The sequence below is a fragment of the Iodobacter arcticus genome, assembly GCF_042664895.1.
In the GTDB taxonomy this organism is placed as follows: domain Bacteria; phylum Pseudomonadota; class Gammaproteobacteria; order Burkholderiales; family Chitinibacteraceae; genus Iodobacter; species Iodobacter arcticus.
The window spans coordinates 135,153-158,298 of record NZ_JBHTBQ010000027.1; the positions used below are offsets into that span (position 1 = coordinate 135,153).

The 23,146-nt window shown below is 47.9% G+C and carries 24 protein-coding genes and 3 tRNA genes; 8 read left to right on the top strand and 19 right to left on the bottom strand.

What is annotated here, in order from left to right; all coding sequences use genetic code 11:
• The first annotated feature begins 135 nt into the window (after positions 1 to 135).
• Positions 136 to 1,080 (top strand): DegV family protein, encoded by a 945-nt coding sequence (locus ACFQNF_RS13405; protein ID WP_380188451.1) that lies wholly within the window; start codon positions 136 to 138, stop codon positions 1,078 to 1,080.
• Between the two features lie 76 nt (positions 1,081 to 1,156).
• Here the strand turns inward: ACFQNF_RS13405 and ACFQNF_RS13410 are convergent, their stop codons facing one another.
• A complete protein-coding gene (locus tag ACFQNF_RS13410; RefSeq protein WP_380188452.1) occupies positions 1,157 to 1,417 on the bottom strand; it encodes a SemiSWEET transporter in 261 nt (86 codons plus the stop codon).
• Positions 1,414 to 2,067: an HAD-IA family hydrolase gene (locus ACFQNF_RS13415; RefSeq protein WP_380188453.1), complete on the bottom strand. Its 654-nt coding sequence runs from the start codon at positions 2,065 to 2,067 to the stop codon at positions 1,414 to 1,416. Before ACFQNF_RS13415 ends, ACFQNF_RS13410 begins: the two co-directional genes overlap by 4 nt.
• Positions 2,068 to 2,174: 107 nt before the next feature.
• Between ACFQNF_RS13415 and ACFQNF_RS13420 the strand changes: the two genes are divergently transcribed.
• The 3 genes from ACFQNF_RS13420 (at position 2,175) to ACFQNF_RS13430 (ending at position 4,935) form a co-directional block, all read left to right on the top strand.
• Positions 2,175 to 3,026: an AraC family transcriptional regulator gene (locus tag ACFQNF_RS13420; protein ID WP_380188454.1), complete on the top strand. Its 852-nt coding sequence runs from the start codon at positions 2,175 to 2,177 to the stop codon at positions 3,024 to 3,026.
• A 69-nt stretch (positions 3,027 to 3,095) separates the two neighbouring features.
• Positions 3,096 to 4,007 (top strand): 5'-nucleotidase, encoded by a 912-nt coding sequence (locus ACFQNF_RS13425; RefSeq protein WP_380188455.1) that lies wholly within the window; start codon positions 3,096 to 3,098, stop codon positions 4,005 to 4,007.
• 130 nt (positions 4,008 to 4,137) lie between these two features.
• Positions 4,138 to 4,935 carry a head GIN domain-containing protein gene (locus ACFQNF_RS13430; RefSeq protein WP_380188456.1) on the top strand — a complete coding sequence of 266 codons (798 nt, stop codon included), beginning with the start codon at positions 4,138 to 4,140 and terminating at the stop codon, positions 4,933 to 4,935.
• Between the two features lie 51 nt (positions 4,936 to 4,986).
• Here the strand turns inward: ACFQNF_RS13430 and ACFQNF_RS13435 are convergent, their stop codons facing one another.
• Positions 4,987 to 6,870, bottom strand: a complete 1,884-nt coding sequence (locus ACFQNF_RS13435; RefSeq protein WP_380188457.1) for a methyl-accepting chemotaxis protein — start codon at positions 6,868 to 6,870, stop codon at positions 4,987 to 4,989.
• Positions 6,871 to 7,200: 330 nt separating this feature from the next.
• Here ACFQNF_RS13435 and ACFQNF_RS13440 point away from each other — a divergent pair, with 330 nt between their 5' ends.
• Positions 7,201 to 8,058, top strand: coding sequence for an EamA family transporter (locus ACFQNF_RS13440; protein WP_380188458.1), 858 nt, complete (start codon positions 7,201 to 7,203; stop codon positions 8,056 to 8,058).
• A 237-nt stretch (positions 8,059 to 8,295) separates the two neighbouring features.
• Here ACFQNF_RS13440 and ACFQNF_RS13445 read toward each other — a convergent pair whose 3' ends face one another.
• The 7 genes from ACFQNF_RS13445 to ACFQNF_RS13475 all read right to left on the bottom strand — a co-directional run bounded on the left by ACFQNF_RS13445 (position 8,296) and on the right by ACFQNF_RS13475 (position 11,929).
• Complete coding sequence (locus tag ACFQNF_RS13445) at positions 8,296 to 8,712, bottom strand: VOC family protein (protein ID WP_380188459.1); 417 nt, start codon at positions 8,710 to 8,712, stop codon at positions 8,296 to 8,298.
• A gap of 6 nt (positions 8,713 to 8,718) precedes the next feature.
• Positions 8,719 to 9,840: a hypothetical protein gene (locus ACFQNF_RS13450; protein ID WP_380188460.1), complete on the bottom strand. Its 1,122-nt coding sequence runs from the start codon at positions 9,838 to 9,840 to the stop codon at positions 8,719 to 8,721.
• Positions 9,841 to 9,871: 31 nt separating this feature from the next.
• Positions 9,872 to 10,396 (bottom strand): peptide deformylase, encoded by a 525-nt coding sequence (def, locus tag ACFQNF_RS13455; protein ID WP_380188461.1) that lies wholly within the window; start codon positions 10,394 to 10,396, stop codon positions 9,872 to 9,874.
• A gap of 126 nt (positions 10,397 to 10,522) precedes the next feature.
• Positions 10,523 to 10,598: transfer RNA gene (locus tag ACFQNF_RS13460), tRNA-Thr, on the bottom strand.
• Between the two features lie 48 nt (positions 10,599 to 10,646).
• Positions 10,647 to 10,722 (bottom strand) — tRNA-Thr (locus tag ACFQNF_RS13465).
• Between the two features lie 56 nt (positions 10,723 to 10,778).
• Positions 10,779 to 10,854 (bottom strand) — tRNA-Thr (locus ACFQNF_RS13470).
• 52 nt (positions 10,855 to 10,906) lie between these two features.
• Entirely contained in the window at positions 10,907 to 11,929 is a 1,023-nt protein-coding gene (locus tag ACFQNF_RS13475; RefSeq protein ID WP_380188462.1) for a CDP-6-deoxy-delta-3,4-glucoseen reductase, read from the bottom strand.
• Positions 11,930 to 11,940: 11 nt separating this feature from the next.
• Here ACFQNF_RS13475 and ACFQNF_RS13480 point away from each other — a divergent pair, with 11 nt between their 5' ends.
• Entirely contained in the window at positions 11,941 to 12,831 is an 891-nt protein-coding gene (locus tag ACFQNF_RS13480) for an NAD-dependent epimerase/dehydratase family protein (RefSeq protein WP_380188463.1), read from the top strand.
• A 236-nt stretch (positions 12,832 to 13,067) separates the two neighbouring features.
• Here ACFQNF_RS13480 and ACFQNF_RS13485 read toward each other — a convergent pair whose 3' ends face one another.
• The 9 genes from ACFQNF_RS13485 to ACFQNF_RS13525 all read right to left on the bottom strand — a co-directional run bounded on the left by ACFQNF_RS13485 (position 13,068) and on the right by ACFQNF_RS13525 (position 20,929).
• On the bottom strand, positions 13,068 to 13,823 hold the full coding sequence (locus ACFQNF_RS13485) for a flagellar brake protein (protein ID WP_380188464.1): 756 nt from the start codon (positions 13,821 to 13,823) through the stop codon (positions 13,068 to 13,070).
• Positions 13,824 to 13,843: 20 nt separating this feature from the next.
• The gene (locus ACFQNF_RS13490) at positions 13,844 to 14,413 is read right to left on the bottom strand and encodes an SCO family protein (protein WP_380188465.1); all 570 of its coding nucleotides are present in this window, start codon (positions 14,411 to 14,413) and stop codon (positions 13,844 to 13,846) included.
• Positions 14,414 to 14,428: 15 nt separating this feature from the next.
• Entirely contained in the window at positions 14,429 to 15,139 is a 711-nt protein-coding gene (gene bioD / locus ACFQNF_RS13495) for a dethiobiotin synthase (RefSeq protein ID WP_380188466.1), read from the bottom strand.
• Positions 15,136 to 16,032 (bottom strand): malonyl-ACP O-methyltransferase BioC, encoded by an 897-nt coding sequence (gene bioC / locus ACFQNF_RS13500; protein WP_380188467.1) that lies wholly within the window; start codon positions 16,030 to 16,032, stop codon positions 15,136 to 15,138. The genes bioD and bioC overlap by 4 nt, the downstream gene beginning before the upstream one ends.
• A 188-nt stretch (positions 16,033 to 16,220) precedes the next feature.
• Entirely contained in the window at positions 16,221 to 16,862 is a 642-nt protein-coding gene (locus ACFQNF_RS13505; protein ID WP_380188468.1) for a DedA family protein, read from the bottom strand.
• 189 nt (positions 16,863 to 17,051) lie between these two features.
• Complete coding sequence (gene secF / locus ACFQNF_RS13510) at positions 17,052 to 17,987, bottom strand: protein translocase subunit SecF (RefSeq protein ID WP_380188498.1); 936 nt, start codon at positions 17,985 to 17,987, stop codon at positions 17,052 to 17,054.
• 15 nt (positions 17,988 to 18,002) lie between these two features.
• Positions 18,003 to 19,814, bottom strand: coding sequence for a protein translocase subunit SecD (secD, locus tag ACFQNF_RS13515; protein ID WP_380188469.1), 1,812 nt, complete (start codon positions 19,812 to 19,814; stop codon positions 18,003 to 18,005).
• A gap of 66 nt (positions 19,815 to 19,880) precedes the next feature.
• Positions 19,881 to 20,150, bottom strand: a complete 270-nt coding sequence (yajC, locus tag ACFQNF_RS13520; protein WP_465262215.1) for a preprotein translocase subunit YajC — start codon at positions 20,148 to 20,150, stop codon at positions 19,881 to 19,883.
• Between the two features lie 326 nt (positions 20,151 to 20,476).
• Positions 20,477 to 20,929: a bacteriohemerythrin gene (locus ACFQNF_RS13525; protein WP_380188471.1), complete on the bottom strand. Its 453-nt coding sequence runs from the start codon at positions 20,927 to 20,929 to the stop codon at positions 20,477 to 20,479.
• Between the two features lie 279 nt (positions 20,930 to 21,208).
• Between ACFQNF_RS13525 and prmA the strand changes: the two genes are divergently transcribed.
• Both prmA and ACFQNF_RS13535 read left to right on the top strand, forming a co-directional pair.
• Complete coding sequence (gene prmA, locus ACFQNF_RS13530; RefSeq protein WP_380188472.1) at positions 21,209 to 22,096, top strand: 50S ribosomal protein L11 methyltransferase; 888 nt, start codon at positions 21,209 to 21,211, stop codon at positions 22,094 to 22,096.
• The gene (locus tag ACFQNF_RS13535; protein WP_380188473.1) at positions 22,097 to 23,119 is read left to right on the top strand and encodes a DUF3426 domain-containing protein; all 1,023 of its coding nucleotides are present in this window, start codon (positions 22,097 to 22,099) and stop codon (positions 23,117 to 23,119) included.
• Positions 23,120 to 23,146: the final 27 nt, after the last annotated feature.

A 23,146-nucleotide genomic window follows, 5' to 3' on the forward strand; every position in this document is an offset into this window, starting at 1 on the left:
TCCCTGTAATAGAACTGAGATGATGGTGATAAATTGCATTGCGCATATCTCTAAATCATGCGTTTAAAATGCACTGCCTTGTTTTAAAGACCGCATAAGACGGTCATTCTAAATCATGCCCCTGAGGAGATAACAATGCGTATTGGCTTAGTCACGGACTCCTGCTGCGATTTACCTCGCGATTTTTTAGATCAGCACCAGATTGTTATTTTGCCAATTACCATTCATGGCAATGACAGCACTTTTATTGACAACCGTGACCCCGCTGCTACACGCGATTTTTATCGCCGCCAAGCTGCGGCAGGTGTTGCTGATTTTGAATCAGAGCCCTTATCCGCCGAGCAAATCCGCGAGTTATTTTTATCACGTCTTGTTTTAGAATTTGATTCCGTATTTTGCTTAACGGTAATGCAATCCCGCAGCCAAATTTTTAATCATTGCAGCCAGGCAGCCAGAACCGTTCTCACCGAATACCGGCCTATTCGGGAACAAGCCCATATCACCAAGCCTTTTTCATTACGGGTATTTGATAGCGCCAATATTTTTGCCGGCCAAGGCTTAGTAGTGGCAGAAGTGGCCCGTTTAATTAGCCTGCAAGCACCCTGCTCAGAAATAGCCAAGCATATAGAGCGATTAACACAAACCGCACAAGGTTTTTTAATGCCTGCCGATTTAGGCCAATTACGCCATCAGGCACGGCGTAAAGGCGATAAAAGTGTGGGCTTTTTATCCTATGCACTGGGCAGCGCATTAGATATTAAACCCGTTGTGCGCGCCTATCGCGGCGAAACAACACCGGTTGCACGCATTCATGGCTTTAATGCGGGTGTAGAAAAGCTATTTTCTTTAGCCCAAGCTCATCTTGAACGCGGCCTGATTGCACCCACCATTTGCGTAAGCTACGGCGGCGATCCTGCTGTAGTCACCGATATGCCTGCCTATCAAAAATTAAAACACGCCTGCAAACAATACGCCGTGCAATTGCTGCTTTGCGAAATGAGCACCACCGCCGGGGTTAATATTGGCTCTGGCGGAATGGCCATTGCCTTTGCATCTGAGATTGAGGCGGTGCTGGATTAAGCAGTGCAAAGGAGAAGGCGAGTACAGGGCATGCAAGTCCTTGCGCGCCCTAATAAGTACCGGCTCGCCCTCATAATTACTTCCGCTCAAAATACAATTTCATTCCCAATACCGCCCCAGCGAGGGCAAGCGTAATGGCGTTGGCAATAATCAGCGGTAGCTCTTTGGTAAATACGCCATAAACCAGCCAGAGCAGCACCCCCATTACAAACACCAGATACATACCCAGCGAAATATCTTTTGCAGAGCGGGTAGACCACACCTGCCACACTTGCGGAATAAATGCCGCAGTAGTGCAAGCTCCAGCAGCAAAGCCCAGTAAATTCAAAGTGCTCATTTTGGAAGACTCAAGAATAAAGACCCATTATCCACCGCCACCGTTACACCCTGCCAATCTGGCAACACCGCCAAGACATCTGGATGCAATTTATGTGCTCCGCCAATCTGCACCACGGCGCAGCCTGCAGCCAAGGCACTGGCTACGCCTGCGGGTGCATCTTCAAAAGCAATGCAATCGCTCGGTGCAAAATTTAATCGGCTAGCCGCCAAAAGATAGGCTTGAGGGTCTGGCTTACCTGCGCTGACGTCTTCTGCACACACAATATGTGGAGGCACGGGCAGCTGGCAATAGCCCAATCGATTACTGGCCAGCGCTAAGCCCGCCGAAGTGGCCACCGTCCAGCAAGCCTCGGGCAAGGCGGCAAGTAGTTTGGCGGCTCCGGGGATTTCTATAATCCCTTCGCAATCACCCGACTGGTATTGATCAACCCAGCGCCCTTCTTGAGCGGCATCCAGATGGGGAGCAACACAGCGGATCGTGTCTTCTGAACGCACGCCCTGCTGAATCGCCATCACCTGATTTAAATCCACACCCTGCTTCTGACACCAAGCAGACCAGACCTCTTCTACCTTGCTTGATGAATCAACCAGTGTGCCATCCATATCAAATATAAAAGCGCGCGCCATTAAGACCATCGTATTGCTCATGCAAATCTCCTTTGAATGCGCAAATTCTGCCCTATATTTTTTGCTTAAAGTTCCAGAGCCAGATCTATTTCTTCTACAATCAGCTCATTCCATATTCGAGCAGCAAGATGTTAATCAGAGAATGGGTGAGAAGCACTCAGGGGCAAGGCTGGCAGTATCATTACACCAAAGATCAGATATGCCCATTTCAGTGGCATTACCACCCAGAGTTCGAGCTCACCTTCACCCAGCACGCCTACGGCACACGCTATATCGGCAGCGATGCCAGCCCATTTACCGAGTTAGATTTAGCCCTCGTTGCTCCTAACCAAGCACATACCTGGTCCTCAGCAGCGGAAGGCGGCTCAAAAGAAGTGCAAGTGGCTTACTTTACGCTTGGCTGGTTACAAACCTTAGCCAAGCAAGGCGCACCCGAGCTATTGCCGCTTTGCCAATGGTTGGGTCAAATCCGTATGGGAGTGATTTTTAGCCAGACCATCTGCGCCGAACTTGCACCGCGTTTTACTCAACTGCACGAGCTACGTGGCCTAGCACGGCTAACTTGCCTGCTAGAGATTTTATCCCACTTACAACAAGACCCAGAACAGCGGCTTTTGCAAGGTGAGCCACTGCGTGATGTGCAAGACCGGCGCTTAAATGCCGCGCTTGGCTATTTACAAGCTCATTTTGCCCAGCAAGTAACACTTAACGATTTAGCCATTGCCGCCAAAGCCAGCACCACCACCATCAAACGTCTGTTTGCTGAGCAAATGAAAACCAGCTTTAGCGCCCTGCTGGCTCAAATACGCATCAGCCACGCCTGCCAGCTTTTGCTCAGCAGCGAGCAATCTATTCCTGCTTTAGCCCAAGACAGTGGCTTTCCCAGCCTTAGCCAGTTTTATCGTAAGTTTAGCGAGCTAAAAGGCAACTCACCCGCTAGCTACCGTAAACAATACCGCCTGCCAAAGTCTCATATCTAACTTGCAAAAAACCATCACAGCACTTACATTTTTGCCTAAACTCAATCCTTCCACATAAAAAGACAACCCATGCCTGCATCGTTAGACGGTCAGTTAGTTATTGCCATTTCATCCCGCGCTCTGTTTGATTTTGAAGCCGAAAATCAAATCTTTGATCAGGCAGACGATCAGCCTTATATGGCCTTACAGCTGGATAAAATCGACGAGCCTGCTGCGCCCGGTATGGCTTATTCGCTGGTCAAAAAACTGCTAGCCTTTAATAGCCCGGAGCATCAGCGGGTGGAAGTGGTGATTCTTTCGCGCAACGATCCGGTTAGCGGCTTACGCGTATTTAAATCCTGCTACACCCACGGCTTGCCACTGCTGCGGGGGGTGTTTACTCGCGGGCGGCCAGCGTGGTCATTTTTAAAGCCTTTGCAGGCTAATCTGTTTTTATCTGCCGACGAGGCCGATGTGCGCGATGCGCTAGCAGCCGATTTTGCTGCAGCACGGGTTTATCCAAAGTCGGCCAGCGCCGAACAACACCCCGATGAAATTCGCATCGCTTTTGATGGCGATGCAGTGCTGTTTTCAGATGAAGCCGAGCGTGTTTTCCAGCAAGATGGCTTGCTCGCTTTTCAGGCGCATGAAAGCGCTAAAGTTCAGCAGCCTTTACCACCCGGCCCATTCAAATCCTTTCTACAAGCCTTGCACCGCCTGCAACAAGATGCTGGCGACTCGCCCATGAAAATCCGCACGGCCCTTGTAACGGCACGCAGCGCACCCGCTCATGAGCGGGCAATCCGCACCCTGATGAGCTGGAATATTCAAGTGGATGAGGCTTACTTTTTAGGTGGCTTAGAAAAAGGGCCTTTCCTCAAAGTATTTGCGCCTGATTTATTTTTTGATGACCAAACCGGCCACTGCGATTCAGCCGCCAGCGTTGCGCCAACTGCCCATGTGGCTGCAGGGATTTCCAACTACAGGCCAGTTGCAAACTAGGCAACTAAAACGACAATCTATGCCACGCTTTACGCAGCGCATCGCATTGCTACAGCCAAACACTTACGACCATGTCATAATTATTAACAGTTTAAGCGGATTATCTCTACAACTAACGTAAGGAATAAAAATGAACCGCCTCGCTCGCCTCATCTTTCTAGGCCTGTTTGTTTTTCAATTTAGCAGCGCCCACGCCTTCTCCCTATTCACTAAAACAATTCAGGGTTCTGGAAAAATAGAAAAACAAACTCGCCCGCTTGCTGCTTTTACAGCCATTAGCAGTGAAACCACTGGCCGGGTAGAAGTTATCCAGGACAATACCGAAAGCATCAGTATTGAAAGCGACGATAATATTATTCCGGTTATTGAAACCATCATTGAAAATGGCACACTTAAAATCCGCCATAAGAAATTTGATTTAGAAACGAAAACACTCAATATTATTGTGCACGTCAAGAATATTAATAGCCTTAATTTAAGCGGCTCTGGCATGATCACCGCCCCTGTATTGAGTGCAAAAAAATTCAGTATTAATGTAGGCGGCTCAGGAAAAATCCTGCTGGACAAACTAGATGCTGCTGATTTAAGCGTCAATTTAGGTGGCTCAGGTGGTGCAGCAATTCAATCATTAAAAAATGAGGGGCTGGATCTCTCTTTAGGCGGCAGCGGTTCATTTAAAGCGGCTGGCATGACAAATAAGCTGTCTATTTCTATTGGCGGCTCTGGCCGAATTGATACTGCACAATTAAAAGCCAAAGAAGTGAGCCTTAGCGTAGCGGGATCGGGTCAAATTATTGTGGCCGCGCAAAACAAACTGAGTGCCAGCGTGGCTGGCTCGGGCAATATTCAGTACTATGGCGATCCGCAAACTCATTTATCTATGATGGGTTCAGGCACATTAAAACGCGTAGGTGCGTTTCCAATCTAAACAATCAATAAAATAGGCATCACCCCTGATCTGTAGCGGTGATGCCCATCATTACACTTTAAACCGGTCTAATAATTGATCCTGATTACTGACCTGATCAACCATAACGGCACATTGCTTCACTTGGCTATCTGCCCCATTCGCTACGGCATGACTAATATCCCGGATATTAGTGGTATTGCGGTTAATCACTTCGGTGGTTGAGCTTTGCTCACCGGCAGCAATAGCAATTTGCAAATTCATATTATTAATCCGGGTAATGCCCTCTCTAATTCGGCCTAGCATTTCATTTGCAGCCCCCGCCTCAGTGGCCGTAATACTGGCGGTATTACTGCTTTGCTGCATTCTCTCTTCAGCCTGCTTCACACCGGTGCGCAATTGATCAATCATCTCGCGAATCTCCCGTGTAGATTGCTGGGTAAGCGAGGCTAATTTACGCACTTCATCGGCCACCACAGCAAACCCCCGCCCGGCTTCCCCGGCTCGGGCCGCTTCAATCGCCGCGTTCAGCGCAAGTAAATTCGTTTGGTCCGCAATACTGGTAATAACCGATAAAATAGATTCAATATTCTGACTTAATTTAGCCAATTCATTAATCGCTTGGCTGGTGTCGTTCATTTCATCGGCAAGGCGCTGAATCGCCTCTGTAGAGCGGGATACCAAGGCCACACCACTTTCAGTTTCATCATTCGCCGTCACTGCCGCTTGCGCTGCAGCCTGTGCATTACTTGCCACTTCTTCTGCTTTTGCCGACATATCCTGCATAGAAACTGCAAGCTGATCCAGCTCTTGCAATTGCACTTGCAAGCGCCCGGACGCTTGATTGGCCGCATCAGAAGTAAAAACCGTACTTTCCCTGACCAAAACCGAGCTATTTTTTACTTCGCTGATTAAGGTCTGCAAGGTTTGTAAAAAGTAATTAAATTCTTGAGAAACATGGGCAATTTCATCGTTACCCACAATGGGCAAGCGGCTGGTTAAATCTCCTTCCCCCCGATTAATTTCATGCAAGGATTGATTTAAATGTTCAAGTGGCTTAAGTAATTTAGCCATTAAAAAACCCAAAACCAGCATACTAATCAATACGCCAACGATCGTTCCAACCGCAGAGCGCCAGCTGAGCGCATTGGCTTCTGCCATTAATATTTCTTCATCCAGCACTACCCCGATATACCAATCCATACCTTTTAGATTGCTCAGGGGCGTAAAAGAGACTAAAAGTTTTTTACCACTTCCTTGAGCAGAGCTTAAGGTTTTTTCCAATGCAGGGCTGCTGCCATCAAATAAATCGCTATAGCTTTTACCATTTAATTCCGGCTTGGGATGAGAAATAATTTTGCCTGATTTACTCAGCAAAAAAGCATAACCCGCATGATTATAATCCAGCGTATTTACCGCATCTGAAACCGTTTTAAGACTTAAATCTCCACCGAAAGCGCCTTTAAATTCCCCTTTATCAGAGAATCTGGCCACCGCAGAAATTAAAATCTCACCCGATCCTGCATCCGCATAGGGTTCGGTAAGCACCGCCTTAGCCGCTGCTTTGGCCACAGGATACCAAGGGCGTTTACGTGCATCCCACTCTGGTGGATTCCACGTCGGATCATTGGTAATCCGCTTACCACCATTTTCTTCCAAGCCACCAAACATTAATAAAAATTGATCTTTTAAACCGGGCAGAGCAAAAGACTGCTCAATTTGCTCATTGCTGTATTTGGCATCAATATTTTGGGCCACCAAATCAATTAGCTGCAATTTGCCATTCAGCCAGTTTTCAATTTGCCTAGCGAGTACATTACTCGATTCTGTAATCGTGGATTCGGCCTGGCTACGTAAAGTGCCGCGTATCTGATTAATTTGGCTGATAGAGAGCAAACTGGCAGTCAGCAACAATACCAGCGCAGCAGCCAGACCTACTTTATGGCTTATCTTCATTGCGATGACACTCCAAAATGGTGAGTACAAGGCCCCGCCTAAATGCCCGCTGACATCAGACTATATTTACAGCGCACTCTGCTGCAAAACTATATCAATCAGCAAGGCAACTCAGCCGAAACTACGTTAAATTAGCGTATGTTAATTTATTAAAACTACCCATTCTTTTTAGATTACAAGCCGCAGTACGGCAACTTCTGTAAGCATTCCTTTGCTGGCTTAATTCCTGTTTACATGAATAAGTGAATAGATAAAAGAATGGCGGTTTATCACGCTTACAAAGCAGCAAACCGGTTAAAATCAGAAGCTTTGCTGAAAAGGATCAGATTCTTGCCTTATCTCGCCTTTATCACCGTTGTTTGGGCTCTATCGTTTAATCTTATTGGCGTATTTCTGGCAGGCCATGTTGATAGCGATTTTGCAGTGCTTAGCCGTGTTGCCATCGCGGGCCTTGTTTTTCTGCCCTTTACCCGCTGGGCAGGCATTAGCACGGTACGCAAATTGGGCACGATGGCCGCTGGCGCGCTGCAATTTGGCATCACCTATTTATGCCTTTATCGGTCATTCCAATTTTTAAGCGTGGCAGAGGTGCTGCTGTTTACGATTTTCACGCCAATTTATATCACCCTGCTCGACGATTTATTGCAAAAGCATTTTAATCCCCGCGCCTTAGCCGCAGCTTTAATCGCCGTATTAGGCTCTTTGGTGATTCGCTACAATCAAATTGATAGCCATGCCTTAAATGGCTTTTTATTATTGCAGCTGGCTAATCTCACCTTTGCCGCTGGGCAAGTGGGATATCGATATTTAAATAAATACTACCCGGATCAACAGCCGCAATCAGCCAGCTTTGGCTATTTCTTCCTTGGCGCACTGCTGGTTACCCTGCCCTCATTTTTAATTTTTGGTGATGCCAGTAAACTTCCTCAGCATATGGAGGAATTCGCAGTATTAGCCTTCTTAGGCCTTGCCGCATCAGCGCTTGGTTTTTACTGGTGGAATAAAGGCGCGTGCTTAGTCGATGCAGGCACTTTAGGCGCGATGAATAATATGCATATTCCGGTGGGGCTGATAATTAATTTAATCTTCTGGCATCAGGCGCAGGATATTCCACGTTTGATGATTGGCGGGGGGATTATGCTGCTGGCGCTGCTGATTAATAAATCGGCATGGCAGAAAAAGTATTAATGTTTCGGAGGCCGTGGCATCTTTTATCCACTCCTATCAACTTAAGGAGAATTCGTAGATTGGGTTAGCGGGCTTTATCGCGTAACCCAACATTCTGTGTGCGCATCAATGTTGGGTTACGCTGGTTTATCCGCCCTTTAAACAGGCGAATAAACCTGCTAACCCAACCTACAAAAGCATCATTTCCCGCAGGTTTTGCTTAAGTTGATAGGATTGGCTAAAGCCACCCCTGTAAAACTATGCAATATTCTGGCCAATTCTCCAGAGCACGCCACTAGGGTCTGTTACTGTAAAGTCGAGCATTTTCCAAGGCTGTGTTTCTATATCAGAGATATGAATTTGATATTTGCTCACCATATCTTGTGCCATTAAATGTGCATGCCATGCCGCCACATCTTTAACCAATAAATGCATCATAAAATTTTCTGCATGATCTTTTTCATAAAAATCTTGCAGTAAAAAGCTGCAATTACCGTAATGAAAATATGCAACACCCTCTGTATCAGAGGCCAGAGTAAAACCCATATCCTGATAAAACTGCTTAGATATTGCATAGTCTTTAGCAGGAATAAACGCTTTAATTTCTACTACTTCCAAAGCACTCATTGATTTAGCTTCCTTTATCCAAGATAGATGAGCAGCCTCATCTGCCAACGCGTTTTACCAGCCTAAGATGACAGGCACTTGCTTATTGTTTCCAAGCCACTGCCCAAACCACTGAGCAGCTGTGATATCTAAATTGATTTTAGCCTGATCGCTCTCTGCCAGCTGCTCGGTCAACTCTAAATTGCTGCCTTTTTTTATCCCGCGCAAAGAAAGCACTTTGTGGTATTTTTCGTAGTAATACACGCCAGAAAAAGAGCCATCCTCATAGGGGCGATTAAGCCGCATGGTGATAGCCGCATTGCCGATTTTTCCGTGTAAAACCTGCTCAAATAAATCATCGGGAGGCGCTGCCTTGGCTTGCTCTAATAAAAGAGCCTTGCCATAAGCATTTAGCAAGCCAGCCAAGTCCTTAGGCAAAAGGACTAAATCGACCTCATCCACGTCATCCAGCGCACGATTCACATGCGCACTGCAGCGCCCAGAGCTAAAAACAGCGGCTTTATTTTTGGGCAATGAAAACCGCATATAACGAAGCACATCCTGCTGCGGGCTATTTTGCTGGCGCTCTCGCCCCAGGCACTCTTCATTAAAAGCAATCCGCTCTTCAATATCACTCAAATCACCCCGCTGGCTGCGCTTCAACTCAGCTTGTTGCCGCTTTAAGTCCTTTATCTGCGCCATATAACGACGCTTACGCTCTGCCTGCATCGCTTTTGCTACAACAGCTAAGCCGCTAGGCGTAAACAAATCAACAGCGCTTAGTGCCCGCCCTGTTGCTGTATCAAAGCTATAGCTACGCACATAGGATTCGCAATATGCGCCGCAACCTTCTGCATTCATCGCCAGCGAGAAAATCCGCCCATCATTACGCAGCACGCTAAAATCCAGTGATGCAGTGCCATCCAGCTCACCGCTGCTTTCAGTAAGCTGAAAAGTTTTTCCGGCTTTAAGCGGAGCCGCAATACCCACTACCGATAAATACAAAACATCGTTAATCCGATTTGCCACATCAGTCCCGCCCAGCAGATACGGCATTTTGATATCGCCTCTGGCCCAGCCCGCAGCGTAGAGAGGCGCATCTTCTGCCTTGGCTTTCCAGGCCATAGTGCGAGACTCCACCATCAAAGGCCCCGCTATGGCGTGGCCGCATAGTAATAAGAAAAGCCAGCAACGCATGCTTAGTCCTTACGCGTATAAAAGAGGGACATCATGAGGCTAGCTCAGGGAACATCGTGTCGGTATAGCCAAAGCGCCGCAAATCCTTAATCCGCTGCGGATATAAAATGCCATTTAAATGATCGCACTCATGCTGCACCACGCGCGCGTGAAAACCGCTGACGGTGCGATCAATGATCTGACCCTCGGCATCAAATCCCTGATAACGCAGCTGGGTATAACGCGGCACTTCGCCACGTAAGCCTGGCACTGATAAGCAGCCTTCCCAGCCATCGACCATTTCATCACTAAGCGGCGTAAGCACAGGATTGATCAACACCGTCATCGGCACTGCTTCGGCCTCTGGGTAGCGATCACTCATATCAAAGCCAAAAATCACCACCTGCAAGCTCACACCAATCTGCGGTGCAGCAATCCCCACACCACCGGTAGCCTGCATGGTGTCGAATAGGTCGCTAATCAGGCTGTGTAATTCAGGCGTACCAAACGTCTCGACTGGAGCAGCTTGCTCAAGCAACAGCGGATCGCCCATTTTAATGACAGTGCGTATAGCCATTTTTCTTCACTTATTTAATTAACTCAAGATGGATCGATTCTATCCCGAGCAGGGCGACTCTCCAAACTTTCGTGAAGCGTAAATGCAAAAAGGCCTCAGCATAAGCTGAGGCCTTTTTGTTAATACTGGTGCCGACGGCAGGAATCGAACTCGCGACCCCCTGATTACAAGTCAGGTGCTCTACCAACTGAGCTACATCGGCATAAACTTTACAACACCTAAAGATACTTAGGTTTTACTGCTGTAGTACTGGTGCCGACGGCAGGAATCGAACTCGCGACCCCCTGATTACAAGTCAGGTGCTCTACCAACTGAGCTACATCGGCGTAAAACTTTACAACTTAAACGGCCAGATAAGCAAAACTTACCCTTAAATATTTTCTGGTGCCGACGGCAGGAATCGAACTCGCGACCCCCTGATTACAAGTCAGGTGCTCTACCAACTGAGCTACATCGGCAACGGCACGCAGAATAATTCATCAGGCCCATTAAGGCAAGCTTTAAGCCGAACTATTTCGCTAAGTCCTTGGAAGTAAAGAAGGCATCAGAGAAGAATTCATCACTGGGCAAACTGCGTGAAACACAATGGGTGTAGGCCGCTTCCACCATCACCGGCGCACCGCAGGCATAAACTTGGTAGCCTTCAAGATTAGCAAAGTCATTCATCACCGCCTCATGCACCAGCCCCGTGCGGCCATTCCATGCGTCGCTTTCGCTAGGCTCAGACAAAACAGGGATAAAAGTGAAGTTAGGATGCGTTTGCTGCCATTCAGACGGTAGCTCAGGCATATAAATATCGGTCAGAGTGCGTGCGCCCCAATATAAAACGATTTCGCGCTGGATGCCGTTGTTAAAAGCGTGCTCCAGAATCCCCTTGATCGGCGCAAAGCCCGTGCCGGTTGCAATAAGTAAAATTGGTTTATCGCTGTCTTCACGCAAGAAGAACGAGCCCAACGGGCCGGTAAAGCGCATGATTTCGCGCTCTTTCATGGTGTTCCATACGTAATCGGAAAACTCACCACCCGCGACATGACGAATATGCAGCTGCAGATATTCAGCGTCGTGCGGCGCATTCGCAATTGAAAACGAGCGTTTTTTGCCGTTTTTGGTGTGGATATCAATATATTGCCCCGCCATAAAGGCCAGCTTTTCGCTGCTTGGCAGCTTTAAAGACAACACGGCCACATCGTGCGAGACTTTATCTATAGTTTGCACACGACATGGCAGCGTTTTAATTTGAATATCTTTGCTGGCGGTGACTTCTTTACACTCAATGGTGATATCGGCATCGGTGCTGGCGCAGCAAAATAGCGCATAGCCGTTTTCACGCTCCATCGCGGTTAAAGCGCTTTCAGCATGATCGCCATGGGTAACTTCACCGGTAATCACCCGACCTTTGCACGAGCCACATGCGCCATTTTTACAGCCGTAAGCCATATTAAAGCCGCCACGCATAGCCGCATCTAGAATAGTTTCATCATCATTCATGGCGATTTGCTGGCCACTTGGTAGAATAGTAAGTTGCTTGCTCATTGCGATCCGCTATGCGAAAAAATCGATTACTTATTATAGGGTGCGGCGATGTTGTTATCCGCGCCCTGCCTTGGTTAACTCAACGTTTTAAAGTGTATGCCACTGCGCGTAGCACTGAGGCAGCTGCCAAGCTACGTGAGCTTGGGGTCATCCCCGTGTCATGCGACTTAGATCAGGCCGCAAGCCTTAAGCGCTTATCTGGCCTTGCCCGCTGGGTTATTTATAGTGCGCCGCCGGCGGGTGATGGTGTGGATGATGTGCGCTGCAAGCGCTTTATCGCCAAGATGGAGCGCTACACCGGCTTTGATAAGTCGGCAATTCTAACACCTCGTCACCTTGCCTACATCAGCACCAGTGGCGTTTATGGTGATTGCAAGGGTGAATGGGTGGCTGAAACCCAGCCCCTCTCTGCGCAATCGGCCAGAGCGATTCGCCGAGTGGCGGCAGAAAACAGCTTGAAAGCGTGGGCCAGATCGCAAAAAATCAAACTAGCGATCTTACGTGCCCCTGGCATTTACGCCAGCGAGCGCTTACCTGTGCAGCGCATTATGCAAGCCACACCTGCGCTGATTAGCTCGGACGATAGCTGGTCTAACCATATCCATGCTGATGATTTAGCACATGCGGTAAGTATTGCGCTGTTTCGCGGCAAGCCATTACGAGCCATTAATGTGGTGGACGATCAGCCGCATAAAATGGGCGATTATTTTGATCAAGTTGCGGACTATCTGGGCCAGCCCCATCCGCCACGCATTCAACGCCAAGATGCCCCAGCGGTATTGTCGGCCAGCTTGATGTCGTTTTTAAATGAATCACGGCGGCTAAAAAATATCCGTTTAAAGAAAGAACTCAGGCTGCAATTAAAATGGCCCACGACTGAGCAATTTCTAAAACAAAAATAAGCCTGACTATGCCTCTTGCTCAATCATCTATGTGTAAATCGATTTTTTGAGGGTGGTGCTCGATTTTTGAATTTGTAGGGCGGGTGAAATCCGCCGTTTTTCATATTTCATTGCAAAGCTCGGCGGGTTTCACCCGCCCTACGATATTTATAATACGTTTGAACAAGAGACATAATCAGGAAAATAAAAAAAGGGGCGATTTATCTCGCCCCTTTTTTGTGTGAATATCAAAAAAATTAACCGGTTAATGCCTTTCTTTCTGCTTCCAGTTGCGACATTAATCTTTGAATATTTGCTTCTATTTGCCTTGGCAGATTCACAAACTGGCAGCCCATCATCCAAGCAAAATGCCCGGGGCGCTGCTCTAGCTGACGCAAGGAACGCACTTCAAAATTCAGCTTCATGATGCCTGCCGGGCCAAAATCAAAAGAGATTTCGTTATACACATTGCCTCTTTCAATCAGGGCTTTAAGCTCATTTGGCACCCAAGCCCCAATTCCCCCCAAAGAAACATCATGCACATTCAGCCATTCACGCGTGCCATTAGCAAATAATAATTGGCAGCGATAAGGCCGGGCCAGCGGTGTAGGCAGGCGATAATACTCGCGGCGTTGTAATTTAATTAAATCCGCCGGAAAAACAGTACTTAATGCGGGCCCGCCCTCGTGCTGGCAATTTCGTACAATGCCCACTGCAAATTGTATTTTTACTCCGTCAGGCACGGCCAGTACTAAAGAGCGAGCAGAATTAAGCAATATCTGATTTGATTCAGCATTTCCCCCAACATCAAACACAAAGGTTTTACCTTTGATATCAACATCAAGAATGCGAGATAAAATCAATTCCCGACCTTCGTTTAAATAGATGGTGATAAAGGTGCCGCGCTGCGCCAGCGTGCGCAACACAGCGCCGATCTCCATCGGGGCGGTGATCCGATAAGCCTCAATTTCTTCACCATCCGAAATCGGACTGACTTGCTCGCTTTCACCCACGGATTTCTCGCCTTAATTAATTATTCATTCAGCAAAAGTGTTAAATCATGTACAAAAACACTGGCTCCAGCTCCGTAGCTTACCATTACACGTGGCTTGCCGTTTTTATCTAACAAATAACTACCTGCACTATGATCAACCGTGTAATCGCCACTACTGCTCATTTGCTTTTGATAAATGATTTTATAGCGCCCTGCCACCTCGGCTAATTGTGCCGCTGTACCGCTCAGGCCTAAAAACCGTGAATCAAAAACCGGCACATACTGCTTTAATACTTCTTTAGTATCTCGCTCTGGATCAACCGAAACAAATAAAACTTGTACCTGATCGGCTTTACTACCTAATTGCTGCATTGCGTTTTTTAATTCAATCATGGTGGTCGGGCAAACATCGGGGCAATGGGTATAACCAAAGAAAATCACCACTACCTTATCTTTAAAATCTGCCAAAGAACGCGTTTTACCGGTGTGATCGCTTAAAGTAAATTCGCCACCCAACGCGCCCCCACCAATATCTGTACCTTGAAACTGCGGTTTGGAACAAGCCGCCAATAAGAAAAAGCAACACATGCACAATAAGGCTCTTAGCATCCGGTTTATATCCTTTCAATTATTTATAGTGTGCTTTGCACCTACTCTACAAGCAAGCGCTTCTATTGATTTAGCTGACAAAGCCCGATTTTGTGCATCCACTGAATAAGCAATTTCTGCCAATAAAGGCGCTGGCAAATGTGTTTGCAGATATTGCACATTATCGGCATAACGCGGCATTTCTGAATCGACCTGATTGGCAATCCAGCCAGCCAATGGTAAACCTGCCGCTAAAATGGCCTCAGCGCTCAGCATGGCATGGTTTAAGCAGCCCAAGCGCATGCCCACCACCAAGATCACAGGCGCTTGCAAGCGCTTAGCTAAATCGGCCATAGATGCATCTTCGGACAAGGGCGCATACCAACCACCCGCGCCTTCCACCAGCACCACATCGGCTAACGTTTGCAACTGTTCGGCAGCGCTCACCATCAAATCCAAATCTAAAACCCGGCCCGCATCTTTAGCGACTAAATGCGGCGAAATGGGCGCTTCAAACAGATAGGGGCAAGCCAAATGGGCAGGTGCTGCAATATTCGATGCGGCAGCATGCGCAGCCACATCACTATTCCAAAGCTTGCCGTTCCGCCACTCGCAACCCGCAGCCACCGGCTTCATCCCTACTGCCGATTGCCCTGTAGCAACAAAACCACGCAAGAGCTGGGCTGTAGCAATCGTTTTACCGACATCGGTATCGGTGCCAGTCACAAAATACATTTGCCCGATCATGCTTGCCTCGGCCGAAATTCAATAATCTGGCTACCATCGGCATTCTTTTTGGCAGGCTTGGTGAGTGGCTTCCATGCATGGCCGTAAACCACTTCGTAGGTACATGGCAGCAAACCATCTCGCCTAAATGTCTCGTATTTCGCCACTATTTTTTGCCACGCTGCCTTGCCCAGCATGCCCCGCGAGCGGCCTTCCGCTACATTATGTGCGCCGATGTCTTTTAAATCTTGCATGATGGCCTTGGCACTCTCGTAAGTCATTGTGAGGTATTCCATATCCATCACCGGCGTGCTCAGGCCATTTTTGACTAAAGCATCACCAAGGTCGTGCATGTCGATAAAGCGATTCACATGTTCTTTGTTATCCACCGCAGCAAAAGACGCGCGCAATTCTTTGAGCGTATCCGGGCCAAGGGTAGAAAACATCAACAGGCCACCGGGCTTTAAAACACGGGTAAATTCTGCAAATGCGGCATCCGGCTCATTACACCATTGCAGGGTAAGGCTAGACCAAATCACATCAACTGATTCATCCGCCAGCGGCAAAGATTCAATATCGGCGCAAAGATAAGCCGCGCCTTGGCCACGCAAACTTGCCCAAAGCTTTTTTAAACCACCGCCCTCTTTAGCTTTGGCCACTTGCAACATGCCCGGTGCTAAATCCAGCTCGATCAGCTGAGCATCTTTGTAGAGCGTTTGTAATTGCGGCGCACAGTAGCCTGTACCGCAACCTGCATCTAATACGGTGACAGGGTTAACTTTGATGTAATCCAAACGTTCAAACATACGATCAGCCACTTCGCGCTGCAAAATAGCGGCCGCATCGTAGCTTGTTGCTGCTTTATCAAAAGCAGCGCGCATAGCTGCTTTTTCGGTATGAAAGGATTTGCTCATTGAGTCCTTATAAGTACTATTTACAACTATATAAAATGATCCTGGATGGCATCAGAGTCATCCAAGTTATATCTTTAGCGCGGCTGCTATTGGGTAAAAAGATTTACTCGTAAATCAGGGCAAAGCTGCCCCTGCGGCCTCGAATGCCCTAGCAGCATCCGAGTATTGCTTGGCTAAAAAAGGCCAACTTACGCTTCTGTCTTAGCAAATTTCATTTTAATAAATTCAATCACCACGGGCATGGCAGGAATCAGCACCAGAGCAATTGCAATTGAGCCAATATTTTTAGCAATGAAAGGGATGCCACCCAGAAAGTAACCTGCATAAAGCAAGGAAACCACCCAAACCGCAGCACCAATCAGATTAAACATCAAAAAGCGGTGATAGCTCATCTCGGCCATACCGGCCACAAAAGGCGCAAAGGTGCGCACAATCGGCACAAAGCGCGCCAGAATAATAGTCTTGCCACCGTGCCTTTCATAAAAAGCATGGGTTTTTTGCAAATAATCCTGGCGAAATATTTTAGAATCTTTATTGGCAAAGAGCTTATGGCCAAAATAACGGCCAATGGTGTAATTAACCGCATCGCCTAAAACCGCAGCGGTAAATAATAGCCCCATCAGTAAATACAAATTCATATGCCCGCCGCCAGCCAGCATACCGGCTACAAACAACAGCGAGTCACCGGGCAGAAAAGGCATGATCACCACGCCGGTTTCGACAAAAATAACCGAAAACAACAGTGCATAAACCCAGTTGCCATATTGAGCAATCAGTTGGGCTAAATACACATCAAGGTGTAAAAAAACATCAATGGGGTTAAATTCCATCTTTTCTCTCCAAATAGACCGTTGAAAAATATCACAAGGCAAAAAATAGTAAGGGGCCGCAATTCCTTGATAATCTGAATCTTTTTTAACACGCATCATCAATGGTGGTATTCATTTTTCAACGGCTTGCTAAACACAAAAACGCCGACGATATACTCGTCGGCGTAGAGTTAAGCGTAAGGCAAAAACTTAAACCACCGCTTCTTCTTTAATTCTAACCGGCTTAATCATATTTTCGCGCGTGACACCCAGCATCAGTAAAAGCGGCGACGCCACCAAGACCGATGAATAGATACCAAATACAATGCCAATGGTCAGTGCCATCGCAAAGCCATGCAATGCAGCACCACCAAAAATCAGCATGGATAAAACCATACACTCAGTAGAGCCGTGAGTAATAAGGGTTCGGCTGATCGTGGCAGTAATGGCGTTATCAATCACCTGCGGCACTGTTTTACCACGCAAGTTTGGCTTGCGGAAATTCTCGCGAATCCGATCGAACACCACCACTGATTCATTGACCGAATAACCCAGCACAGCCAGAATACCCGCCAGCACGGTCAAAGTGAACTCCCACTGAAATAGCGCAAAGCAACCCAAAATAATGATCACGTCGTGCATATTGGCAATCACTGCCGATACCGCGAAGCGCCATTCAAAGCGAATCGCTAAGTAAGCAATAATCCCCACACACACCAGCAAAATAGCCGTTGCGCCATGAGTAACCAGCTCACTCCCCACAGACGGGCCAATAAACTCAACTTTACGCAGCTCTACATCAGCGCGATCCGCTTTAAGCAGGTTCAGCACTTCGTTCGATAACTGAGCACTGGTTTTGGTTTTGATATTAGGAATACGCACCATCACATCGCGCGTGGTTCCCAAAGACTGCACCTGCGCTTCGCCGTACTTTAAACCCTCTACTTTTTCCCGAACTTGGTTTAAATCAACCGACTGGCTATAGCGCAGCTCCATCACCGTACCACCGGTAAATTCCACGCCCAGATTCAGGCCCTTCATCACCAGAAACGCGACCGCCAAAACAAAGGTTGCCAGCGAAATCGCCGTTGTGAGCTTGCCGTAGCTCATAAACGGGATATCACGCTTTATATGAAAAAATTCAATCATTGCGATGCACCCTTACACAGCCAGCGTAGAAACGCGACGGCCGCCATAAATGAGGTTAATGATGCCGCGAGATACAAACACCGCGCTATACATCGACGTTAAGATCCCGATGCAATGTACCCAAGCAAAACCACGTACCGCACCCGAGCCAAAAATCAACAGCGCTAGGCCAGCGATCAAGGTGGTGACATTGGAATCCAAAATAGTGGCAAAAGCATGGCTATACCCATTATGAATCGAGGCTTGTGGTGTCATACCGGAGCGCAGCTCTTCGCGCACCCGCTCGTTAATCAGCACGTTGGCATCAATTGCCATCCCCAGCGCTAAGGCAATCGCCGCGATACCCGGCAGCGTTAAGGTCACACCCAGTAAGGACAACATCGCCAGCAGGAACAATAAATTGGCAGCCAATGAAACCGTCGATACCACACCAAATACACGGTAATAGATCATCATAAAGATGGAGATCGCAAGAAAACCATATAAGGTTGAGTGAAAACCCTTGGTGATATTGTCTTGTCCCAGACTTGGGCCAATGGTGCGTTCTTCAACAATATTCATGGGTGCAGCAAGCGAGCCCGCGCGCAGTAGCAGCGCAGTATCGTTCGCTTCGGCAACGCCCATCGAGCCAGAAATCTGCACGCGGCCACCACCAATTTCAGAACGAATCACCGGCGCAGTAACCACTTCGCCCTTGCCTTTTTCAACCAGAACCATTGCCATGCGCTTACCAATGTTTTCTTTGGTCAGCGTTTTAAAGATGGCAGCACCTGTGGAATCAAGGCCAATATGTACCGCAGCCGAGTTTTGATCATCAAAGCCCGCTTGCGCGTCGCTGATATTATCCCCCGTCAGCTCTACTTCTTTTTTCAGCAAAATTGGACGATTCTGTCCATCGCTGCCGCGCTCGCTTAATAGCTCAAAGCCAGCAGGGACATTGCCATTCAGTGCATCGGTCATTTTGGCTTGATCGTCTTCCACCATGCGCACTTCCAGCGTGGCAGTACGGCCCAGAATATCTTTAGCCTTCGAGGTATCTTGCACACCTGGCAATTGCACCACGATACGGCCTTCACCTTGCTGTTGAATCACTGGCTCAGCCACGCCCAGCTCATTCACCCGATTATGCAGGGTGGTGATATTTTGTTTGACCGCGTCGGTTTTTAATTGCTGTAATGCTTCCGGAGAATAAGAAATGACAATCTTATTCTCACGTACATCAATCTGGCGCTGTAGCAAGACTTTGCGTAAAACTTTAACCGCTTCTTTGGTCGTTTCATCATCGCGCAGCTGCACTTCAACGCTGTCGCGGGTTGATACAATCCGGCCGTAGCGAATTTTCTTTTCTTTTAGCTCACGGCGTACATCACCTGCGGTTTTCTCTAAAGCTTTATCAACGGCAGCTTTCATATCCACTTCAAGCAAGAAGTGCACACCACCGCGTAAATCCAGTCCCAGAGACATCGGCTTAGCCCCGATCTTGGTCAGCCAAGACGGTGTATCCGACAAGAGGTTTAAAGCCACGCTGTAATCATCGCCCAGCTTAGCTTGTAACAGCTCTTTAGCCTTTAACTGGATTTCCGTATCTTTAAAGCGAAATTTCACCGAATTGCTATCAAGGAGCACATCTTCGGTTTTTACACCGGCGCTCTTTAAAATGGCTTCAGCACTTTGCTGCAGCGCGGCGTCTACCTTCACCGTGGCACGAACGCTGGCAATTTGTACTGCCGGGCTTTCACCAAACAGATTAGGCAGGGTGTAGAGCGTTGCCAAAGCAACGGACAGAATAATTATTAGGTATTTCCAAAGCGGGTAGCGATTCATGGCAGGACCCAGAAATGCACAAAAGGCGGTGCAGTTGTTAGCACAAACTGCACCGCCTTATTGGCTTTACTTGTTATTTTTAATAGTGCCTTTTTCCAAACGCGCTGCAATTGCAGCACGTTGGAACAGGATTTCTACGCCATCAGCTAATTCAAGAGTGACATATTGCTCGTTCACCTTGGTGATGCGGCCAGCCATACCACCACTGGTAACCACTTCATCGCCTTTAGCCAGAGCAGCCAGCATGGCTTGTTGTTCTTTAGCGCGTTTTTGTTGTGGACGAATCAACATAAAGTAGAACAAAACAAAAATCACGATCATAGGAAGAAAAGACATAAAGTCCATTCCTGCCGCAGGTGCGGCGCCTGTTGCATACGCGGGTGCAATGAACATATCGGGTTGGTTCCGTGTCAATAAAGCAAAGCGGCCCATTCTAGCGGGTGAACCACACAAAATCTACCCAGCTTTTTTGCTTGCCGTCATCAAAACCGCTTTAAAACCGCATGTCCTGCATTTTGACCTAGGCAACTTTGCTTTTTACGAAAATAAAAGGGAACTTTAGCCAAACAGAATAGTCGGCCAGATAAAAGCGAATCATCAGCAGCCCCTAGGATAAAGAAAAACAGAGGCTTGCCGCACAAAACCGCCACTTAACACATCATTTACTTGGCCCAGAAACGCTCCAGCCAGCTTTTTTTATGCCAGGTTGCTTGTGCTCCGCGGGATAAAAAATGCTCGGTATAGCGCTTATCGCCTTCCATAATATGATTGGTCAGCCAGTTTCTTAAAAAATGCATCAATTCAAAAGTAACCGCCTCGCCCCCTGCCAGGCGAGCTTGCAGGCTATTCATTTGCTTTATTAAATCTTCATGATGTTGCTTATGTGCATCGTAATCGGGGTAGCCTAAAATACGCATCAGGCTTTCTTCTACCGTAAAGTGCGTCCGGGTGTAATCGGCAAGGCGCCCCAGAATAAGCACCGATGCCTCGCTGCCATGATGCAAGCGAATGGCATCATGTAGCTCATTAAGTAAATCGATCAACACCTTGTGCTGCTCATCAATTTCCTGAATACCAACCGACAACTCATCGTTCCACTCAAAAAATACTGACATTTCGCGTCTCTCCCTGACTGTTTAGAAAGAATTTTGCAGATAAAATGTCATCTAAATATTGAGCCATATCAATATTTAAATAAGCCTAGGGAAAGCCTGAATAAGGTTTAAGCCTTGGGTTTCCTAAATAAAAGCAAGCCTGATGCGCCCTGCAAAATACTAACAAGGCCTTATTTGCGCTTTGCAGGGGCACTATAATCACCAGAACACTGCAAAAACGTTCTCAAAAGAAGGCGGGAATGCGACAATACCGCCGAGAATCTCTATTAGGTAAGCAAAATGCCCTGGCAAGAACTACGCATCACCACTGAATCATCCCAAGCTGAACGCTTTTCTGACGCACTTTTTGATCTGGGTGCATTGTCTGTCAGTGTGGAAGACGCTGCCGCGGGCACTGATGCAGAAAAGCCGATCTTTGGTGAGCCGGGTGAGCCGGTCGATCAGATGTGGGAAAACAGCGTGGTGCTCGCCCTGTTTGACGAAGACATTGATACCCGCCTGATTGTCATCGCGGCGAGTAATACATTGAAATTAGCCGTCCCACCCTACGATGTGGTGCGTGTGGAAGAACAAGACTGGGTGCGCCTCACCCAATCACAATTTAATCCGATTGCTATTTCTGATCGCCTCTGGATTACCCCTACCTGGCATGAATGCCCTGATGCAGGCGCAATCAGCATTCAGCTCGATCCGGGCCTGGCTTTTGGTACGGGTAGCCATCCAACAACACGCCTTTGCTTAAAATGGCTAGATAGCCATCTTGCTGGCGGTGAAAAGCTGCTGGATTACGGTTGTGGCTCTGGAATTTTAGCCATTGCGGGTATGAAGCTTGGCGCAGCTTCTGCGGCAGGGGTCGATATCGATCCACAAGCGATGACCGCATCAAGACAAAATGCGGAGCAAAATGCGGTTGAAGTGCAGTTTTACTTACCCGATGCAGAGCCAGCAGACACTTATGATGTGGTGATTGCCAATATTCTGACTAATCCCCTCAAAGCCTTAGCGCCTATGCTGGCTGCAAAAGTGAAAACAGCTGGCCGCATCGCTTTATCGGGCATTCTGGCCGAGCAGGCAGATGAGGTAATCGCCATTTACAGCCAGTGGTTTGCCATGAATGCGCCGCAACAGGAAGACGGCTGGGTGTGTTTGTCAGGCATTCGTAAATAAATGAACGATATTACCCGTTGCCCAAACTGCCAAACCGCTTTTCGTGTAACGGAAGCGCAGTTGCAAGCCCACCGCGGCAAGGTTCGCTGTGGGCGCTGCGCCTTTGTCTTTAATGCCAAAGAATGCATTGAAAGCGAGCAGGTCGCAGAAACGATCAGCACGCCCACTATGGCTACTGCAAAGCCACAGGCTGCACAGATCATCACAGCCGCTACTACGCCTACAGCCAATATATCAAGCGAAGCCGCGGCCGAGCCACCACCCGCAGCGCCGCCAAGCCCTGCTGTGGCCAGCCCGGCACCACCGGTAACGCGGCCCAAGCGCATCGTGCCCGACCCCGCACCACAGATTGAAGTGGATTTTGATATCACAGGCCCCGACAACCACGGACCGGTGATTGACATTGAAATCAAAGCACCGCCAGAGCCAGTGAGTAAACCGGCAGCTCTAATTGAAGAAAATCATCCCTCTGAAGAAAGCCATCACGATTATCGCCCCATTTATACGGGTGACGAAGAGGGCTTACTTGAGCCGCCACCCCGCTCCAAATGGCAAGCGCTATTGATCGGGATCAGTATTATTCTGATGCTCAGCTTTATAGCGCAGCTGGGTTATCAGCAGCGCACACAAATTTCGATGGAGTTTCCTTGGCTGCGGCCCAAGCTTATTCTTGCCTGCCAAGCGCTGGGCTGCACTATGCCGCTGCCTGAGAATGCAGAAATGCTGCGCTCAGAATGGTCAGAGCTTAGCTATGTGCCCGAGTTTCCCAATATTATTCAGCTGAATGCCACCTTGCGAAACCTGGCTCAGTACGAGCAAGCCCTGCCCATGCTGGAAGTCACGCTGACCGACGATCAAGAACGCATCGTACTCAAAAAAGTATTTAAGCCTAGCGAATACCTGAGTGCTGCCGATAAAAAACGCCTGAAATTTGATGCCCAGGACGATTTGCGTGCCTTTTTGCAAATCGATTTAGGCGAGCTGCACTCTACTGCTTACTCCATCTATTGGTTTTACCCCTAACTTTGTCTTGAATCGATAGCAAGACTA

What these genes read in the sequence shown, in the direction of transcription:
- ACFQNF_RS13525 (WP_380188471.1), bottom strand. Translation starts at nt 20,929, where the DNA reads ATGTCAGTATTTTTTGAGTGGAACGATGAGTTGTCGGTTGGTATTCAG.
- bioC (WP_380188467.1), bottom strand. Translation starts at nt 16,032, where the DNA reads ATGAGCAAATCCTTTCATACCGAAAAAGCAGCTATGCGCGCTGCTTTT.
- ACFQNF_RS13425 (WP_380188455.1), top strand. Translation starts at nt 3,096, where the DNA reads ATGCCTGCATCGTTAGACGGTCAGTTAGTTATTGCCATTTCATCCCGC.
- ACFQNF_RS13505 (WP_380188468.1), bottom strand. Translation starts at nt 16,862, where the DNA reads ATGGAATTTAACCCCATTGATGTTTTTTTACACCTTGATGTGTATTTA.
- bioD (WP_380188466.1), bottom strand. Translation starts at nt 15,139, where the DNA reads ATGATCGGGCAAATGTATTTTGTGACTGGCACCGATACCGATGTCGGT.
- ACFQNF_RS13420 (WP_380188454.1), top strand. Translation starts at nt 2,175, where the DNA reads ATGTTAATCAGAGAATGGGTGAGAAGCACTCAGGGGCAAGGCTGGCAG.
- ACFQNF_RS13490 (WP_380188465.1), bottom strand. Translation starts at nt 14,413, where the DNA reads ATGCTAAGAGCCTTATTGTGCATGTGTTGCTTTTTCTTATTGGCGGCT.
- ACFQNF_RS13535 (WP_380188473.1), top strand. Translation starts at nt 22,097, where the DNA reads ATGAACGATATTACCCGTTGCCCAAACTGCCAAACCGCTTTTCGTGTA.
- prmA (WP_380188472.1), top strand. Translation starts at nt 21,209, where the DNA reads ATGCCCTGGCAAGAACTACGCATCACCACTGAATCATCCCAAGCTGAA.
- secD (WP_380188469.1), bottom strand. Translation starts at nt 19,814, where the DNA reads ATGAATCGCTACCCGCTTTGGAAATACCTAATAATTATTCTGTCCGTT.
- ACFQNF_RS13450 (WP_380188460.1), bottom strand. Translation starts at nt 9,840, where the DNA reads ATGCGTTGCTGGCTTTTCTTATTACTATGCGGCCACGCCATAGCGGGG.
- ACFQNF_RS13405 (WP_380188451.1), top strand. Translation starts at nt 136, where the DNA reads ATGCGTATTGGCTTAGTCACGGACTCCTGCTGCGATTTACCTCGCGAT.
- ACFQNF_RS13435 (WP_380188457.1), bottom strand. Translation starts at nt 6,870, where the DNA reads ATGAAGATAAGCCATAAAGTAGGTCTGGCTGCTGCGCTGGTATTGTTG.
- ACFQNF_RS13430 (WP_380188456.1), top strand. Translation starts at nt 4,138, where the DNA reads ATGAACCGCCTCGCTCGCCTCATCTTTCTAGGCCTGTTTGTTTTTCAA.
- def (WP_380188461.1), bottom strand. Translation starts at nt 10,396, where the DNA reads ATGGCTATACGCACTGTCATTAAAATGGGCGATCCGCTGTTGCTTGAG.
- ACFQNF_RS13480 (WP_380188463.1), top strand. Translation starts at nt 11,941, where the DNA reads ATGCGAAAAAATCGATTACTTATTATAGGGTGCGGCGATGTTGTTATC.
- ACFQNF_RS13475 (WP_380188462.1), bottom strand. Translation starts at nt 11,929, where the DNA reads ATGAGCAAGCAACTTACTATTCTACCAAGTGGCCAGCAAATCGCCATG.
- ACFQNF_RS13410 (WP_380188452.1), bottom strand. Translation starts at nt 1,417, where the DNA reads ATGAGCACTTTGAATTTACTGGGCTTTGCTGCTGGAGCTTGCACTACT.
- ACFQNF_RS13415 (WP_380188453.1), bottom strand. Translation starts at nt 2,067, where the DNA reads ATGAGCAATACGATGGTCTTAATGGCGCGCGCTTTTATATTTGATATG.
- yajC (WP_465262215.1), bottom strand. Translation starts at nt 20,150, where the DNA reads ATGTCTTTTCTTCCTATGATCGTGATTTTTGTTTTGTTCTACTTTATG.